The sequence below is a fragment of the Microbacterium sp. ZW3a genome, from assembly GCF_057167165.1.
The window spans coordinates 722691-739852 of sequence record NZ_CM169903.1 but is presented as its reverse complement, the minus strand read 5'-3'; the positions used below and the strand labels follow the sequence as shown (position 1 = coordinate 739852).

Here is a 17162-nt window from a genome sequence, read left to right as displayed (position 1 = left end):
AGCAGAGGCATTGCACACGTGAGCACTCAGAACAGCGCGGACACGATCGTCAAAGACGGCGTGCACTACCACCAGTTCGACATCGTCATCGTCGGCGCCGGCGGCGCCGGCATGCGCGCCGCGATCGAGGCCGGCCCCGGCGCGAAGACCGCGGTCATCTCGAAGCTGTACCCCACCCGCTCCCACACCGGCGCGGCGCAGGGCGGCATGGCGGCGGCCCTGGCCAACGTCGAAGAGGACTCCTGGGAGTGGCACACCTTCGACACGATCAAGGGCGGCGACTACCTCGTCGACCAGGATGCCGCCGAGATCCTCGCGCGAGAGGCGATCGACGCCGTCATCGACCTCGAGAACATGGGGCTGCCGTTCAACCGCACGCCCGAGGGCAAGATCGATCAGCGGCGCTTCGGTGGGCACACCGCGGATCACGGCAAGACCCCCGTGCGTCGCGCCTGCTACGCGGCCGACCGCACCGGGCACATGATCCTGCAGACGCTCTTCCAGAACTGCGTCAAGCTCGGCATCAACTTCTTCAACGAGTTCTACGTGCTCGACCTCATTACGGTGAAGGACGACACCGGCAACACCCAGGTGGCGGGCGTCGTCGCCTACGACCTGGCCACGGGAGAGCTGCACGTCTTCCAGTCCAAGGCCGTGGTCTTCGCCACCGGCGGCTTCGGCAAGATCTTCAAGACCACCTCCAACGCCCACACCCTCACCGGTGACGGTGTCGGCATCGTGTGGCGCAAGGGCCTGCCGCTGGAGGACATGGAGTTCTTCCAGTTCCACCCGACGGGCCTGGCCGGCCTCGGCATCCTCCTCACTGAGGGTGCGCGAGGCGAGGGCGCGATCCTGCGTAACGCGAGCGGTGAGCGCTTCATGGAGCGTTACGCCCCGACCATCAAAGACCTCGCGCCGCGTGACATCGTCGCGCGCTGCATGGTGCAAGAGGTGGCCGAGGGTCGCGGCGCCGGTCCCCACCGCGACTATGTGCTGCTGGACTGCACGCACCTGGGTGCCGAGGTGCTCGAGACCAAGCTCCCCGACATCACCGAGTTCGCTCGCACGTACCTGGGCGTCGACCCGGTCGTCGAGCCGGTGCCGGTCATGCCGACCGCGCACTACGCGATGGGCGGCATCCCCACCAACATCAAGGCCGAGGTGCTCGCCGACAACGACACCGTGGTTCCGGGCCTGTACGCCGCCGGCGAGTGCGCGTGCGTCTCGGTGCACGGCTCGAACCGACTTGGCACCAACTCCCTGCTCGACATCAACGTCTTCGGCAAGCGCGCCGGCCGCAATGCGGTCGAGTACGTGCAGACGGCCGACTTCGTGGCCCTCCCGGACGACCCGGCCAAGGAGGTCCGTGAGATGATCGAGGGCCTGCGGGCGAATTCCGGCACCGAGCGCATCGCGGTGCTGCGCAAGACCCTGCAAGACGAGATGGACAAGGGCGCACAGGTGTTCCGCACCCACGAGTCGCTCTCTCGCGTTCTCGATGTGATCGCCGACCTGCGCGAGCGATACAAGAACATCCACGTCGACGACAAGGGCAAGCGCTTCAACACCGACCTCCTCGAGGCCGTCGAGCTGGGCTTCCTGCTCGACCTCGCCGAGGTCGTCGTCTACTCCGCACAGAACCGCGAAGAGAGCCGCGGCGGCCACATGCGCGACGACTTCCCCACGCGCGACGACGAGAAGTACATGCAGCACACCATGGCGTACCTCTCGGGTGACCCGCACTCGTCCCACCCGGCCGATCACATCGAGCTCGGGTGGAAGCCCGTGGTGTTCACGAAGAACGAGGACGGGGCCCTGCGCTACCCGCCCCTGGAGAGGAAGTACTGATGGCCGCGACCGCGCTCGACACCACGACCGACGCCCCCGCCGACATCGAGCAGTCCCCCGCGGACACCGGCATCCAGTCGTTCCTGGTGACGTTCAACATCCGCCGGTTCGATCCGGAGGTCGACGACGAGCCCCGCTGGGTCGACTATGACGTGGAGCTGTACTCCACCGACCGTGTGCTCGACGCGCTGCACAAGATCAAGTGGGAGGTCGACGGGTCGCTGTCGTTCCGCCGCTCGTGCGCGCACGGGATCTGCGGTTCGGATGCCATGCGCATCAACGGCCGTAACCGTCTGGCCTGCAAGACGCTGATCAAAGACCTCGACATCTCGAAGCCGATCTACGTCGAGGCGATCAAGGGTCTGCCGCTCGAGAAGGACCTCATCGTCGACATGGAGCCGTTCTTCGCCTCCTACCGCGAGGTGCAGCCGTTCCTCATCTCGAGCTCGAAGCCCGAGCCCGGCAAGGAGCGCGTCCAGTCGATCGTCGACCGAGAGGTCTTCGACGACACGACCAAGTGCATCCTGTGCGCCGCATGCACCTCGTCGTGCCCGGTGTTCTGGACCGACGGCCAGTACTTCGGCCCCGCCGCGATCGTGAACGCGCACCGCTTCATCTTCGATTCGCGCGACGACGCCGGCGACGTGCGCCTCGACATCCTCAACGACAAAGAGGGCGTGTGGCGCTGCCGCACCACCTTCAACTGCACCGAGGCGTGCCCCCGTGGCATCGAGGTCACCAAGGCCATCGCCGAGGTCAAGCAGGCCGTCCTCCGCGGCGGTCGCTGACCCCCTCCCTTCGAACGGCGGGTGCGCTCCGGCGCCCCGCCGTTCGGCGTTCCCCGAGGGATGCCGCGGGGGCATGGCATCCATTCATTAGGCTCAACGGGTGACCGAGAGCCGCCACGACCCCCGCCCGCTGCCCGGCGCGGCGACCGAGGAGACCTCGCTGCGTGATCGCCTCGAGGCGGCGCAGGCGGCGGTGCGCGATCGACTGGACCAGCCCATCGCGCGCGCGGCGAAGCTCGCCACGCTGTTCCCGGTGCGGGTCTGGCGGCATTTCCTGCGGCACAACGGCTTCCTCCTCGCCGCCGGCATGAGCTACCAGGGCCTGTTCGCGATGTTCTCGGCGCTGTACCTGGCGTTCGCGAGCGTGGGCATCTGGCTCGGCGGGAGCCCCGAGGCGATCCGAGCGCTCATCCGCGTCGTCAACGGTTATATCCCGGGCATCATCAGCGACAACGGGCTGGTCAAGCCCGATCAGGTCGAAGCGGTGGCGCAGGAGAGCGGTCGGCTGCTCGGGGTGACCGGTGGTGTGGCGCTGGTCGTCGTGATCTGGACGACGATCGGGTTCGTCACCTTCACGCGACGCGCCGTGCGCGACACCTTCGGCCTGCCCTTCGACCTGCGCAACTATGTGCTGCTGAAGGCTCGCGATTTCGTCGCGTCTCTGCTGTTCGGCGTCGCACTCCTCGTGGGAGCGCTCCTCGGTTCGATCACCACGGGCGCCGTCGACCTTCTCTTCGGCATGATCGGCTGGACGAGCGAGACGATCGGATGGTCGGTGGGGGCGCGGGGCGTGTCACTGATCGTGGCCTTCGGGGTCAACACCCTCGCGCTGGCCTCGCTCTTCCGGTTCCTCACCGGCACGGTGCTCGCGTGGCACCGGATCTGGCCCGGGGCTCTCGTGGGGTCGGCGGGACTCGTGGTGCTGCAGGTGGCCGCCGGCTTCCTGTTCGTCTACACCCCGACCAATCCGCTCCTGGCGACCTTCACGGTGCTCATCGGATTCCTCCTCTGGTTCCGCCTGGTCGGCATCGTGATCCTCGTCGCGGCGGCGTGGATCGCCGTCGCCGCGGACGACCGCGACGTGCCGCTGCGCTCCCCCGAAGACCGTCGCGCGATGGAGCAGACCGCCCTCGTGATCGCCGCGCAGGTCGACGTGCGCAACGCGGAGCGCGCCGTCGCACGCGCGCGCTGGTTGCGGCGGTGGCGTGCGAAGCGGCGCCTCTCGGCCGCGCGGAAGCACCTGGCCCGGCTGGAGGCGGAGCTCCCGGCCCCGCGGCGGTCGATGCTGATGCTCGACTGAGTCCCCTGCGGGCGACGTCGCGCCGGTGTCGGAGGCCCCGGCTACGCTCGTCGGGTGGCTCGTTCCGTACGCATCGTCTCCGTCAACGTCAACGGCATCCGTGCCGCCGTCCGCAAGGGCATGACCGAGTGGCTCGACGCCTACGGCGCCGACATCCTCGCCCTGCAGGAGGTGCGCGCGACGGCTGAACAGCTCGCCGACGCCCTCCCCGGGTGGCAGATCGTCAACGACGAGGCGCTGCAGAAGGGCCGCGCGGGCGTGGCGATCCTGAGCCGAGTGCCCGGCGTCGAGACCCGCACACACCTCGGTCCCGAGCCTCTCGACGCGTCGGGGCGCTGGATCGAGACCGACTTCGACATCGACGGCGAAACCGTCACCGTCGTGAGCGCCTACGTGCACAGCGGCGAGGTCGACACCCCCAAGCAAGAGGCGAAGTGGCTGTTCCTCGATGCCATGGAGCGGCGCCTGGCCGAGCTGGGGGCTTCTCAGCCCCTCGCCGTCGTCATGGGCGACCTCAACGTCGGCCACCGCGAGCTCGACATCAAGAACTGGAGAGGCAACCGCAAGAACGCCGGCTTCCTCCCCCGCGAGCGCGCGTACTTCGACCGTTTCTTCGGCCCCGCTGGCGCCGAAGTCGAGGGTGTCGACGGGTCGACGGGGACCGGCCTCGGGTGGGTCGACGTCGGACGCCGTCACGCGGGCGACGTCGAGGGGCCGTACACGTGGTGGTCGATGCGCGGGAAGGCGTTCGACAATGACTCCGGCTGGCGGATCGACTACCACGTCGTCACACCCGCTCTGGCGGAGCGCGTCACCGACTATCGCGTCGACCGGGCGCCGTCGTACGACACCCGATGGAGCGACCATGCCCCGGTGATCGTCGACTACACACTCGGGCGGTCGTGACGGCGGTGCGCCCACCCGGGAGGTCCTCCGTGGGCCGTATCGCCGTGGGCCCCGCGGAGGTCGAACCCGCCGCAGCCGCCTAGGATCGTACGGTGACCCAGCAGCGCCTGTACTCCGGAATGCAGCCCTCGGCCGACAGCCTCCAGATCGGCAACTACATCGGGGCCCTCCTGCAGTGGCGCGAGCTGCAAGATCAGTACGACGCGTTCTTCTCCGTCGTCGACCTGCACGCGCTCACCCAGCCCGGCGACCCCGAAGAGCGCCGCGAGAAGACCCGACGGACCGCCGCGCAGTACATCGCCGCGGGCATCGAGCCGTCGCGCTCCACCCTGTACGTGCAGTCCCACGTGCCCGCGCACGCGGAGCTGCAGTGGGTGCTGTCGACCCTCACCGGCTTCGGCGAGGCCGGGCGCATGACGCAGTTCAAAGACAAGTCGGCCCGGTACGGGGCGGATGCCACCAACGTGGGCCTCTTCACCTACCCGGTGCTGATGGCCGCCGACATCCTGCTCTACCAGACCGACGTGGTACCCGTCGGGGATGACCAGAAGCAGCACATCGAGCTCACCCGTGACCTCGCCGAGCGCTTCAACCAGCGCTTCGGTGAGACGTTCACGATCCCGAAGCCGATGATCCAGCGCGAGACCGCCCGCATCTACGACCTGCAGAACCCCACGGCCAAGATGTCGAAATCGGCCGAGTCCGACGCCGGTGTGCTGTGGATGCTCGACGAGCCCAAGGTCAGCGCGAAGAAGATCATGCGCGCCGTCACCGACTCCGAGGGTGCGGTGCGCTTCGACCGCGATGAGAAGCCGGGCGTCTCGAACCTCCTCGTCATCTACTCGGCCCTCACCGGGCGCGAGATCTCCTCGATCGAAGACGAGTACGCCGGCCGCGGGTACGGCGACTTCAAGAAGGGTCTCGCCGAGGCGGTCGTCGCGGAGTTCGAGCCGGTGCGCGAGCGCGCCCTCGAGCTGCTGGCCGACCCCGCCGAGCTGGACCGCGTGCTGGCGCACAACGCCGAGCGAGCGGCATCCGTCGCCGAGGAGACCCTCGCGAAGGTGTACGACCGCATCGGTCTGCTGCGCCGCGCCTGACGCGCGGGGGCGGGGCGGGGCGGCGCGGGGCTGATGCCGTGCGGCTGGCCCGGGCGGTCTGCGCGGCGCAGTCACAACTCCGGCAAGGGCGGGCCGGTGTTCCGGGCACGCCACCCACCCGGCGATTCGTGCAGGAGTTGTGCGCGAGGACGCGTGGCCGATGCCGTCGGGACGCGGCGTCTTTGACCGGCACAACTCCGGCAGCGGAGCCGCAGGGTGCGGCGGGGCGCCGCGCGCGGTCGATCGTGCAGGAGTTGTGCGCCGCCGCCGAGCGCCGAGCGGGCGCGCTCGGACTCATCGGGCCCGGCGCGGACCTTTCCATACGCCGGCCAGCGCGTCGCGCACCAGGTCCGGGCGGTACAGGATGTCCTCGGCAACCAGACGCAGGGTGGCGTATCCGAGAATCGCTGCCGCGCGATCCCGACGTCGGTCACGGAGCTGCTCCTCCCACGACGAATGATGCGCGCGGCTGTCGCACTCGACGATCAGCCACCCGCCGACGACGAAGTCGACCCGACCCACGCCTCGAAGACGCACCTGTGTCTCGTACGGTGCGCCGAGGGCACGCAGGATGAGACGGACGAACGTCTCGGGCCCCGACTCGGCCGAAGAGTCCACGAGACCGCGGAGCCGCCGGTAACGCCGCGGAAGCCCGTCGAACACCGCATCGACCTCGACGTCGGTGATCAGTCCGCCGTGCAACGCGCTGTCCACCGACGCGATCCCGGCACGCGGCCCCTGGCACACCACGGCTTGCCTCAGCGCCTCCACGAGATCCGCGTGCAGGTCGCCCGGGCGAGCCCGACTCGCGCGCCAGTGGGCGACGACACCAGCCGGCCGCTCGGGGATCCGGCTCGCTTCTCGGTCGAATTGGACGTGGAGCCGGTCGGCGCGCAGCACGAAGACACCGAGCGCCGACAGCAACGACACGCAATCCAGGCGGCCACCGAGGCATCCGGCATCCCGCGCTGCCGATTCGATGGAGGCGACGGCGTACCGTCCGCGCCGGAGGCGGACCAGGGTTCCGCTCCGCACCGCCCTGTCGATGCGATGCCGGCTCCATCCGTCGTCGCGAAGCTGACGGTAGGTGCGGAACTCGGGTGGCGCCATCTCCCCCACCGTGCCCGGCACCGGACGCGCGCGAGCGACGCGAGAGGCGAATCGGGGATGGATGCCGAGATTGACCCGCTGTGGAGGAGCGTCGGGGCAGGCAGAACTCCGGCGCGTCACGCACGCCGCGGCATCCGCAGGGCCGCGTGCGGAGAATCGCCGGAGTTGTGCGGGGTCTGTAGCGTGGGCGGATGGAACCGGAGCACCTCCACACCGCGCACCTCGAACTGTCCGCGCCGACGGCGGCGGACGTGGCATCCATTCACGCGGAGTGCCAGGATGCCGACCTGCAGCGCTACACCACGGTGCCGTCGCCGTACCTCCTCACGGACGCCGAGCGCTTCGTGGAGCTGACCACCCACTGGTGGGCCGACGGTACGGAGCCGACGTGGGCGATCCGCCGCGACGGGCGCCTCGCGGGCATGATCGGGCTGGCGAAGTTCGACACCGGAGCCCCCGAGATCGGGTACTGGGTCGCGCGCGACGCGCGTCGGCAGAATGCGGCCGGCCAGGCCGCGGCGGCCGTCATCGACTGGGCGTTCGCCGACGAGCGCCCGGCAATCGAGCGGATCGAGTGGCGCGCCGTCGTCGGGAACATCGGCTCGGCTCGCACCGCGCGGCGGCTCGGTTTCCGCTATGAGGGGCTGTTGCGGCAGGCGCACGTCAACAGCCTGGGCCGCGCCGACCTGTGGATCGGCGGCCTGCTCCGGCACGACGACCGCGCGCCGCAGGAGTGGCCGCTCGACCTGGGCTGAGCAGCCGCACAACTCCGGCAGATCCGCCGGGCTCCGCGGCATCCCCACCTCTTCGCCGACACCTGCAGGAGTTGTGCCCGGGGGCCGGGCCGGGGGCCGGGGGGGGGGGGGAGGCCGGGGGGTGAGGCCGGGGGCCGCGTGTGCGGGCGGGTCGCGCCGCACAACTCCGGCACAACCGCCGGACACCGCGGCATCCCTGCCTCTTCGCCGACACCTGCAGGAGTTGTGCCTGGGCCGGGGCGGGGGCGGGGCCGAGGGCGGGACGAAGGCCGGGGCGGGGGCCGCGCGTGCGGGCGGGCCGCGCCGCACAACTCCGGCAGATCCGCCCGGACACCGCGGCATCCCTGCCTCTTCGCCGACACCTGCAGGAGTTGTGCCCGGGGGGCGGGCGGGAGGCTCGGCGGCAGGAGCCCGGGACAGCGGCCGCGGCCCGGGGCAGGGGCAGGGCAGCGGCCGCGGCCCGGGCCAGCGGCAGCGGCCGGGCCCCGGGCAGGGCCAGGGCCCCGGGGCCAGGGGCCGGCGCGCAAGAGCCTGTCCAATGTCGGAAGGGGATGCCACGATAGCGGCATGCCGGAGATGCCCGAGGTCGAGGGGCTCGTGGAGTTCCTTCGCGGTCGTGTCACGGGGCTGACGTTCACGAAAGCCGCCGTGTCGGCGATCAGCGCCCTGAAGACGTACGACCCGCCGATCGACGCCCTGGTCGGAACGACCGTGACGGCGGTCGACCGCCACGGTAAGTTCGTCGAGGTCGCCACCGACGGCGGCATCCGCCTGGTCTTCCACCTCGCCAAGGCGGGGTGGCTGCGATGGTACGACGCTCTGCCGGCGACCCTCATCAAGCCGGGGAAGACCCCGATCGCGCTGCGGATCGGCTTCGACGACGGCTCGGGCTTCGACCTCACCGAGGCCGGCACGAAGAAGTCGCTCGCGGTGTACGCGGTCCGCTCCCCCGACGCCGTGCCCGGGATCGCGCGGCTCGGCCCCGACCCGCTTGACGAGGCCCTCGACCGCGATGCCTTCGCGGCGCTGCTGAGCGGGCGCCGCACGCAGATCAAGGGAGTGCTGCGCGATCAGGCGATCATTGCGGGCGTCGGCAACGCCTACTCCGACGAGATCCTGCACGCGGCGAAGATGTCGCCCTACGCCCTCGCCGCGAACCTCTCCGACGCCGAGATCGACACGCTCTATGCCGCGATGATCGCCACCCTCACCGAGGCGATCGAGACGGCCCGCGGCAAGCCCCCGGCCGACCTGAAAGATGCGAAGCGCCGGGGCATGCGCGTGCACGGGCGCCGCGGCGAGGCGTGCCCTGTGTGCGGCGACGAGGTGCGCAGCGTCTTCTTCGCCGACAACTCCCTCGAGTACTGCCCCACGTGCCAGACGGGCGGGAAGCTGCTGGCCGACCGACGACTGTCGCGCCTGCTCAAGTAGCACACCGTCATACGGCGTCGGGAATGATTCCGTGTCGGCGGTGTTGATTAGACTGCGACCAAGCAATACGTGCTCCGGGGTCGGTGAGAATCCGAACCGGCGGTGACAGTCCGCGAACTCCTCCGCCTCGGCGGTGGGGCCGATCCGGTGGAATTCCGGAACCGACGGTGATGCGACGAGAAATCGTCGCTAGTCCGGATAGGAGGCAGCACGGTCGGCGCGACGCGCCGCCCTGCCCTCTGCCCTGCGCACCACGGGAAGGACAGGGAAATGGCATCCGCCGCCGAAACAGACGCCATGCGCCGCGCGCTGCGTCTCGCGCGGAACGGCCCGCGCGGGCTCAACCCGCAGGTCGGCGCCGTGATTCTCTCCCCCGCGGGAGACGTGCTCGCCGAGGGCTACCACCGCGGTGCGGGCACCCCGCACGCCGAGGTCGACGCGCTCTCGCAGCTAGCCCCCGGCGCCGCGCGCGGCGCGACCGCGGTCGTGACGCTGGAGCCGTGCAACCACACCGGCCGCACCGGCCCGTGCGCCGTGGCCCTCCTCGATGCCGGTGTCGCGCGCGTCGTCTACGCCCTCGACGACCCGACGGATGCCGCCGCCGGCGGCGCCGAGCGCCTGCGGGCCGGGGGCGTCGACGTCGAATCCGGGATCGAGCGCGCCGCCGCTGCCGACCTCGTGCACGACTGGGTGCACCTGCAGCGCACCGGACGCCCGCACGTCACCGTGAAGTGGGCGCAAAGCCTCGACGGCCGCGCCGCCGCCGATGACGGCTCCAGTCAGTGGATCACCGGGCCCGCCGCCCGCCGCGACGTGCACGAACGCCGCGCGGCCGCCGACGCGATCGTCGCGGGAACCGGCACCGTCCGCGCCGACGACCCCGCCCTCACCGCACGCACGGACGACGGCGCGCTCCTGCCCGACCAGCCGATCCCGGTCATCGTCGGCGAGAGCCCGGTCGACCCGGATGCCGCGGTGCACCGGCACCCGCGCGAAGCGCTGTTCTTTCCCACCCGCGACCTGGCCGCCGTGCTCGACGACCTCGGATCCCGCGGCATCCAGCGGGTGTTCGTCGAGGGCGGTCCGACCCTCGAGAGCGCCCTCGTGCGCGACGGGCTCGCCGACGAGGTGCTCGTCTACCTCGCCCCCGTGCTCCTGGGCGGTTCCCGCCTCGCGCTCGGCGACGTGGGAGTGCCCACCATCGACGCCGCGCGGCGGCTCGAGGTGGCATCCATCGATGTGCTCGGCGACGACGTCCGTATCGTCGCCCGTTTTTCGACCGACAGACAGGGAGACCTCTGATGTTCACCGGAATCGTCGAAGAGATCGGCGAGATCACCGCCGTGGAGCCCGCCGGCGACGGCGTGCGCGTGACCGTGACGGCGCCGCTGTCGGTATCCGACGCGGGCCACGGCGACTCGATCTCGGTCAGCGGCGTGTGCCTCACCGTCGTCGACCAGGGCGAGGACTGGTTCACCGCCGACGTCATGAAGCAGACGCTCGACATGTCGACGCTCGCGGGGGTCGCCGCCGGCCGCGCGGTCAACCTCGAGCGGGCGACCGCGGCGCACGGGCGCCTGGGCGGCCACATCGTGCAGGGCCACATCGACGGCACGGGTGTCGTGCGCGAGGTGCGCCCGGGCGCGCAGTGGAGCGTCGTGCGCATCGGCATCCCCCGTCACCTGGCCCCGCTCGTGGTCGACAAGGGCTCGATCGCGATCGACGGCGTCTCGCTCACCGTCAGCGACGTGAGCGCCCCCGACGAGGCCGAGCAGTGGCTCGAGGTCTCGCTCATCCCCGAGACGCTCGAGGCGACCACCCTGGGCCGCGCCGAGGCGGGCACGCCCGTCAACCTCGAGACCGACATCCTGGCCCGCCACGTGCAGCGTCTGCTGGCCTTCCGCAGCACCGAGAATCCCGCGGCTGCCGCCGCATCGACCGAGAGGGGCTCCGCATGAGCCTGTCCACCATCCCCGAGGCCCTGGAGGCCCTGCGCGCCGGCCGACCGGTCCTGGTCGCCGACGACGAGAACCGCGAGAACGAGGGCGACGTCATCCTCTCGGCGCAGCTGGCCACCCCCGAGTGGATTGCCTGGACGGTCCGCTGGTCGAGCGGCTACGTGTGCGCTCCGATGCCCGCCGACTGGGCCGATCGCCTCGACCTCCCCCCGATGGTGGAGGTCAACCAGGACGCCCGCGGCACCGCGTACACCGTGAGCGTCGACGCCGCCACGGGTGTGGGAACCGGCATCAGCGCCTCCGACCGCGCGCGCACCCTGAACGTCCTGGCCGACCCCGCGTCGGTTCCGACCAGCGTCATCCGCCCGGGCCACGTGCTGCCGCTGCGCGCGGTCGACGGGGGCGTGCGCGAGCGCGCCGGCCACACCGAGGCCGCCGTCGATCTCATGCGGCTGGCGGGCCTGGAGCCGGTCGGCGCGATCGCCGAGGTCGTCGCCGAAGACGGGAGCATGATGCGCCTGCCCGGGCTGATCGAGCTCGGCGAGCGCGACGGTGTTCCCGTGGTGACGATCGAGCAGTTGATCGCCTACCTCGACGAGGTCGAGCCGGCCGCCACCGCCCCCGCCGCTCGGCGCCGCGTGAGCCTGCGCGCCGAGTCGAACGTGCCGACCTCGCACGGGACGTTCCGCTTCCTGGCCTACAAGGACCGCATCACCGGGACCGACCACCTCGCGGTCATCTCGGGCGAGCTCACCGAGAAGGCCCCGCTCGTGCGGGTGCACTCGGAGTGTCTCACCGGCGAAGCGTTCGGATCGCTGAAGTGCGAGTGCGGCCCGCAGCTGGATGCCGCCCTCGACACGATCGACCGCGACGGCGGCATCGTCATCTACATGCGCGGCCACGAAGGACGCGGCATCGGCCTCATCAACAAGCTGCGCGCGTACAGCCTGCAGGAGCGCGGCATGGACACCGTGGATGCCAACCTGGCCCTCGGACTCCCCGCCGACGCCCGCGACTACGCGGCCGCGGCGGGCATCCTCGCCGACCTCGGCGTCGAGAAGGTGCGCCTGCTCACCAACAACACCGACAAGGTCGCCCAGTTGCGCAGCTTCGGACTCGACGTCGTCGAGCAGGTGCCCCTGCTCGTGGGCGTCGGCCCCAACAACCACCAGTACCTCGAGACCAAGCGTGACCGGATGGGTCACATCATCGCCGAGGACGACCTGCGCGACGCCCTCGCGCACATGAAGGAAGGGACCGCCTGATGGCTGGCAGTGGAGCACCCGAGACCGGTGGCGTGGACGCGACGGGACTGAACGTCGTCGTCGTCGCCGGCACCTGGCACGACGTCATCACCGACGGGCTGATCGCCGGGGCGACGCGCGTGCTGGATGCCACGGGAGCGACGTACCGTGTCGTGCGCGTCCCCGGCTCGTTCGAGCTGCCCGTCGCCGCGGTCGCCGCGTTCGAGGGCGGGGCCGACGCGGTCGTGGCCCTCGGCGTGATCATCCGCGGCGGAACCCCGCACTTCGAGTACGTGTCGTCGGCGGCCACCGACGGCCTGACCCGCGTGGCGATCGACGCCGGCAAGCCGGTGGGCTTCGGCGTGCTCACCCTCGACGACGAGCAGCAGGGTCTGGACCGCGCCGGCCTCGACGGCTCGAAAGAAGACAAGGGCGCCGAGGCCGCCGACGCGGCCATCCGCACCGCCCTGGTGCTGCGCGACCTGCGCGGCTGACCCCGGGAGCCGGGGCGAGGGCCGCCTTACTGGCGGCGACGCCCCGGCATCCCTACTCTGTCGTGCATGGAGATCCTGCGTCACGCCGTCGTGCTCGTCCACCTCGTCGGATTCGCCGTGCTCTTCGGCGCCTGGGTCGTCGAGGCCGTAGCCCGACGTGTGCAGGTGACGCCCCTCATGAATTACGGGCTGCTGATCGCCCTCGTCTCGGGTCTGGCCCTCGCCGCCCCGTGGGGCGTGGAGTACGAGCTCAACTACCTCAAGATCGGCACGAAGCTCGTCGTGCTCATCGTGATCGGGGCGCTCCTCGGTATCGGATCGGCCCGCCAGAAGCGCGGCGACACCGTTCCGCCCGTGCTGTTCTGGCTCGTCGGACTGCTCACGCTGCTGAACGCCGCTCTCGCCGTCCTCTGGCGCTGACCGCCCCCGCCGGCAGAGCAGGCCCGGCGAGCGCCTAGACTGGAAGGTCGGGACCCCCACCAGAGTCCTTCCCGGTGCCCCCCGCCGCGCGCCCGGACGCGCACACCCCCGTGTCCGTACCGTGCCACCGTTGCGCCCCCACGACGGACGCGATCGCTCGATCTCTCGTCAGGCAGCCATGACCTCCTCCTCTCCCACCGTCTCTTCGTCGACCCCCGCCAATCCCCGCTCGCGTGTCATCACCGCGAGCCTGATCGGTACGACGATCGAGTTCTACGACTTCTACGCGTACGCCACCGCGGCCGTCCTCGTCTTCCCGATCCTCTTCTTCCCCACCGGCAACGAGACCACCTCGCTCCTGCTGTCGTTCAGCGTCTTCGGCGCGGCGATGGTCGCGCGTCCCCTCGGCGCCGTGGTCTTCGGGCACTTCGGCGACCGGTTCGGACGCAAGGCCACGCTCGTGGCATCCCTGCTCACCATGGGCGTCGCGACGTTCCTCATCGGATGCCTGCCGACCTTCAACGAGATCGGCGTCTGGGCCGCGGTGCTGCTGCTGATCATGCGCCTCGCGCAGGGCTTCGCCCTCGGCGGCGAGTGGTCGGGCGCAGCGCTGGTCGCAACCGAGAACGCCCCGAAGGGCAAGCGCGCCTGGTACGGCACGTTCCCGCAGCTGGGCGCGCCGATCGGCTTCATCATCGCCAACGGCGTCTTCCTGGCGATCAACTTCGCCCTCCCGCACCCCGACGGCACCGCGCAGCGATCCGCGGAGTTCCTCGCGTGGGGATGGCGCGTGCCGTTCCTGTTCTCGGCCGTCATGGTGATCGTGGGCCTCTGGGTGCGCCTCCGCCTGGTCGAGAGCACGTCGTTCGCCAAGGCCGAGAAGAGCGGCGCGATCCGCAAGTTCCCGCTGGGCGAGGTCGTCCGCAGGAACGGGCTGCAGCTGATCCTCGGCACGTTCATCATGCTGGCGACCTACGTGCTGTTCTACCTGATGACGAGCTTCACGCTGTCGTACGGCACCAAGCCCACCCTCGCCGGGGCCGAGGCCGCCGCCGAGCAGGCCGGCACCCCGTTCGACCCCGCGACGTACACCGCGGGACTCGGGTTCGGGTACACCGACTTCGTCATCATGCAGATCATCGGCGTCGTGTTCTTCGGCATCTTCACGATGCTCTCCGGTCCCCTCGCCGACCGCTTCGGGCGGAAGCGCCTGCTCATCGGCGTCACGATCGCGATCATCCTGTTCGGCGTCACGTTCGCGTTCTTCCTGCTCCCGCAGGCCGACCCGACCCTCACGCGCGTCTATGTCCAGGCGTTCCTCATCATCGGCTTCCTGCTGATGGGCACGACCTTCGGGCCCATGGGCGCCGTGCTGCCGGAGCTCTTCCCCACCAACACCCGCTACACCGGCTCGGCGATCTCGTACAACGTCTCGTCGATCCTCGGCGCTGCCCTCGCTCCGATCGTCGCGGTGGCACTGTGGGCCGCGGGCGGCGGAAACCCGTGGCTCGTGGGCGTGTACCTCTCGGTGATGGGCGTCCTGACCCTCGTGGCCGTGTCCCTCTCCCCCGAGACCAAGGACGTCGACTACGACGACAACCTCGCGGCCGGGGCGATCGCGCCGTAACCCGTTCCAGACAGATCGTCGGATGCCACGGGGCCTCGGCCTCGTGGCATCCGTCGTTCTCCGGCCCGGCGGCGTCGGTCTTACGCACGGGCCGGGCGGGGTACGGTCGAAGAACCCCGTTCTTCTGCTGAGGTGAGCATGTCTCTGTCCGCTTCCGCCCGCGACCGCCGCGGCCGCCGCGCCGCCGAAGGGCCGCGCGCGTCGTTCCGGCAGCTGCTGCCGTTCCTGCTCGAGCACACGCGCACGCTCGTCGTCGTCGCGGTGCTGAGCATCCTGGGCGCCGCAGCCACGCTCGTGCAGCCGCTGCTGGTCGGCGAGGTGATCTCGCGCGTGCAGAACACGGTGCCGCTCGGGCCGCTGGTGTGGCTGCTCGTCGGCTTCGTCGTGCTGTCGTCGCTGATCTCGGGCTACCAGCACTACCTCCTCCAGCGCACGGGCACGGCGGTCGTCTACTCCAGCCGTCGCCGGTTGATCGCCCGCATCCTGCGGCTGCCGATCAGCGAGTTCGACGCCCGCCGCACCGGTGACCTCGTCTCGCGCGTCGGCACCGACACGACCCTGCTGTACGCGGTGCTCACGCAGGGGCTCGCGGATGCCGTGGGGAACGTCCTCATCCTGGTCGGGGCCGTCGTGGCGATGGCCTTCATCGACCCCCTGCTGCTCGGCCTCATCGTGGTCGTGCTCGGGGTGTCGGTGGCGACGGTGGTGCTGCTGAGTACGCGCATCCGCGCGGCCTCCGCGACGCAGCAGGCGAAGGTCGGCGAGCTGGCCTCGGGCGTGGAGCGCGCGGTCGGCTCGATCCGCACGATCCGGGCCTCCGGCGCGACCGAGCGCGAGGTCGACGCGGTCACCGCGACCGCGACCGACGCGTACGACGCGGGCGTGCGCATCGCGAAGGTCTCGGCGCTCATCGTGCCCGTCGCCGGCATCGCGCTGCAGGTGTCGCTGCTCGTGGTCCTCGGCGTCGGCGGATTCCGCGTGGCATCCGGAGCGATCGACGTCGCGGCCCTGGTGACCTTCGTCATCTTCCTCTTCCTCCTCGTGCAGCCCCTCGCCTCGGCCATCGGCGCCATTACGTCGGTCAACCAGGCCCTCGGGGCGCTCGGCCGGATCCAGGAGGTGCTCGACCTCCCCGAGGAGAGCACCGACGACCGGCCGAGCTCCGCCGAACCGCAGACGGATGCCGCGGCGATCGAGTTCCGCGACGTGCGGTTCCGCTACCCCGACCACGTGGTGAAGGCGCGCGAGGCCGCGGCGGAGGAGGCCCGATCGGTGCTCGCCCAGGCGCACCTCGACCGCGCGGCCGAGGAGACCGAAGCCGAGGCCGAAGAAGCCGAGCGCGAGGTGCTGCGCGGGGTGACCTTCACCGTTCCCCGGGGCGCGCGTGTCGCGCTCGTCGGGCCGTCCGGCGCGGGCAAGAGCACGATCCTCTCTCTCGTCGAGCGCTTCTACGACCCGACCGGTGGGGCGATCCTCGTCGACGGCGTCGACGCGCGCGAGCTCCCGCGTGAGGCGCTGCGCGCCCGCTTCGGCTACGTCGAGCAGGACGCCCCCACCCTGGCCGGCACCATCGCCGACAACCTGCGGCTGGCCTCGCCCGAGGCCTCCGACGCCGACTGCGAGCGGGTGCTGCGGGCGGTCAATCTCGGCGACGTGCTGGAGCGCAGCCCGCTCGGGGTCGACGCTCCGGTCGGCGAGGACGGCGTCATGCTCTCGGGCGGCGAGCGTCAACGCCTCGCGATCGCCCGCGCGCTGCTGGCCGCTCCCCCGGTGCTGCTGCTCGACGAGTCGACGTCGTCGCTCGACGGGCGGAACGAGCAGCGCATGCGCGAGGCCATCGATGCCGTGGCCACCGGGCGGACGCTGCTCGTCATCGCCCACCGCCTCTCGACGGTCGTCGACAGCGACCTCATCGTGGTGCTCGAGAACGGGCGGGTCGTCGGTCAGGGCACGCACAGCGAGCTCGTGGCATCCACGCCCCTCTACCGCGACCTCGCGAAGCACCAGCTGCTGGTCTGACGCGCGGAGATGCTCGGCGCCGCGACACCCGGCACCGATAAACGCGATCCACCGCGATAAACGCGCTCTCCACGCGTTTCTCGCCGCCGATCGCGTTTATCGCGGATGACGGAGCCGGGGCGCCGGAGCGGAGGCGCCGGGGCGCCGGGGCGCACGGCTGACGGA

The 17162-nt window shown here is 70.9% G+C and carries 15 protein-coding genes and 1 riboswitch; of the genes, 14 read left to right on the top strand and 1 reads right to left on the bottom strand.

Annotation, left to right across the window (positions count from 1 at the left end; all coding sequences use genetic code 11):
- Positions 1-18: 18 nt before the first annotated feature.
- The 5 genes from sdhA (at position 19) to trpS (ending at position 5939) form a co-directional block, all read left to right on the top strand.
- Positions 19-1848, top strand: a complete 1830-nt coding sequence (gene sdhA / locus ACU6WY_RS03445) for a succinate dehydrogenase flavoprotein subunit (protein WP_483821068.1) — start codon at positions 19-21, stop codon at positions 1846-1848.
- Complete coding sequence (locus ACU6WY_RS03440; RefSeq protein ID WP_483821067.1) at positions 1848-2636, top strand: succinate dehydrogenase iron-sulfur subunit; 789 nt, start codon at positions 1848-1850, stop codon at positions 2634-2636. The genes sdhA and ACU6WY_RS03440 overlap by 1 nt, the downstream gene beginning before the upstream one ends.
- A 100-nt stretch (positions 2637-2736) precedes the next feature.
- Positions 2737-3936: a YihY/virulence factor BrkB family protein gene (locus tag ACU6WY_RS03435; protein WP_483821066.1), complete on the top strand. Its 1200-nt coding sequence runs from the start codon at positions 2737-2739 to the stop codon at positions 3934-3936.
- A 54-nt stretch (positions 3937-3990) separates the two neighbouring features.
- On the top strand, positions 3991-4842 hold the full coding sequence (locus ACU6WY_RS03430; protein WP_483821065.1) for an exodeoxyribonuclease III: 852 nt from the start codon (positions 3991-3993) through the stop codon (positions 4840-4842).
- Positions 4843-4961: 119 nt separating this feature from the next.
- Positions 4962-5939, top strand: coding sequence for a tryptophan--tRNA ligase (trpS, locus tag ACU6WY_RS03425; protein WP_483821843.1), 978 nt, complete (start codon positions 4962-4964; stop codon positions 5937-5939).
- A gap of 294 nt (positions 5940-6233) precedes the next feature.
- Here trpS and ACU6WY_RS03420 read toward each other — a convergent pair whose 3' ends face one another.
- Positions 6234-7049, bottom strand: a complete 816-nt coding sequence (locus tag ACU6WY_RS03420; protein ID WP_483821064.1) for a hypothetical protein — start codon at positions 7047-7049, stop codon at positions 6234-6236.
- Between the two features lie 191 nt (positions 7050-7240).
- On the opposite strand from ACU6WY_RS03420, the gene ACU6WY_RS03415 reads away from it, so the two are divergent.
- From ACU6WY_RS03415 to ACU6WY_RS03375, 9 genes are all read left to right on the top strand, one after another.
- Positions 7241-7804: a GNAT family N-acetyltransferase gene (locus ACU6WY_RS03415; protein WP_483821063.1), complete on the top strand. Its 564-nt coding sequence runs from the start codon at positions 7241-7243 to the stop codon at positions 7802-7804.
- Positions 7805-8371: 567 nt separating this feature from the next.
- Entirely contained in the window at positions 8372-9235 is an 864-nt protein-coding gene (locus ACU6WY_RS03410; RefSeq protein ID WP_483821062.1) for an Fpg/Nei family DNA glycosylase, read from the top strand.
- A 66-nt stretch (positions 9236-9301) separates the two neighbouring features.
- A riboswitch (FMN riboswitch) is annotated at positions 9302-9450 on the top strand.
- A gap of 55 nt (positions 9451-9505) precedes the next feature.
- Entirely contained in the window at positions 9506-10537 is a 1032-nt protein-coding gene (gene ribD / locus ACU6WY_RS03405; RefSeq protein WP_483821061.1) for a bifunctional diaminohydroxyphosphoribosylaminopyrimidine deaminase/5-amino-6-(5-phosphoribosylamino)uracil reductase RibD, read from the top strand.
- A complete protein-coding gene (locus ACU6WY_RS03400; RefSeq protein WP_483821060.1) occupies positions 10537-11193 on the top strand; it encodes a riboflavin synthase in 657 nt (218 codons plus the stop codon). The genes ribD and ACU6WY_RS03400 overlap by 1 nt, the downstream gene beginning before the upstream one ends.
- Positions 11190-12458, top strand: a complete 1269-nt coding sequence (ribA, locus tag ACU6WY_RS03395) for a GTP cyclohydrolase II (RefSeq protein ID WP_483821059.1) — start codon at positions 11190-11192, stop codon at positions 12456-12458. The genes ACU6WY_RS03400 and ribA overlap by 4 nt, the downstream gene beginning before the upstream one ends.
- Positions 12458-12931, top strand: a complete 474-nt coding sequence (ribH, locus tag ACU6WY_RS03390) for a 6,7-dimethyl-8-ribityllumazine synthase (RefSeq protein ID WP_483821058.1) — start codon at positions 12458-12460, stop codon at positions 12929-12931. The genes ribA and ribH overlap by 1 nt, the downstream gene beginning before the upstream one ends.
- A 66-nt stretch (positions 12932-12997) precedes the next feature.
- A complete protein-coding gene (locus ACU6WY_RS03385) occupies positions 12998-13351 on the top strand; it encodes a Fe-S protein (protein WP_483821057.1) in 354 nt (117 codons plus the stop codon).
- A 178-nt stretch (positions 13352-13529) separates the two neighbouring features.
- Positions 13530-14978 (top strand): MFS transporter, encoded by a 1449-nt coding sequence (locus tag ACU6WY_RS03380; RefSeq protein ID WP_483821056.1) that lies wholly within the window; start codon positions 13530-13532, stop codon positions 14976-14978.
- Positions 14979-15116: 138 nt separating this feature from the next.
- Entirely contained in the window at positions 15117-16997 is a 1881-nt protein-coding gene (locus ACU6WY_RS03375) for an ABC transporter ATP-binding protein (RefSeq protein WP_483821055.1), read from the top strand.
- The last annotated feature ends 165 nt before the right edge of the window (positions 16998-17162 follow it).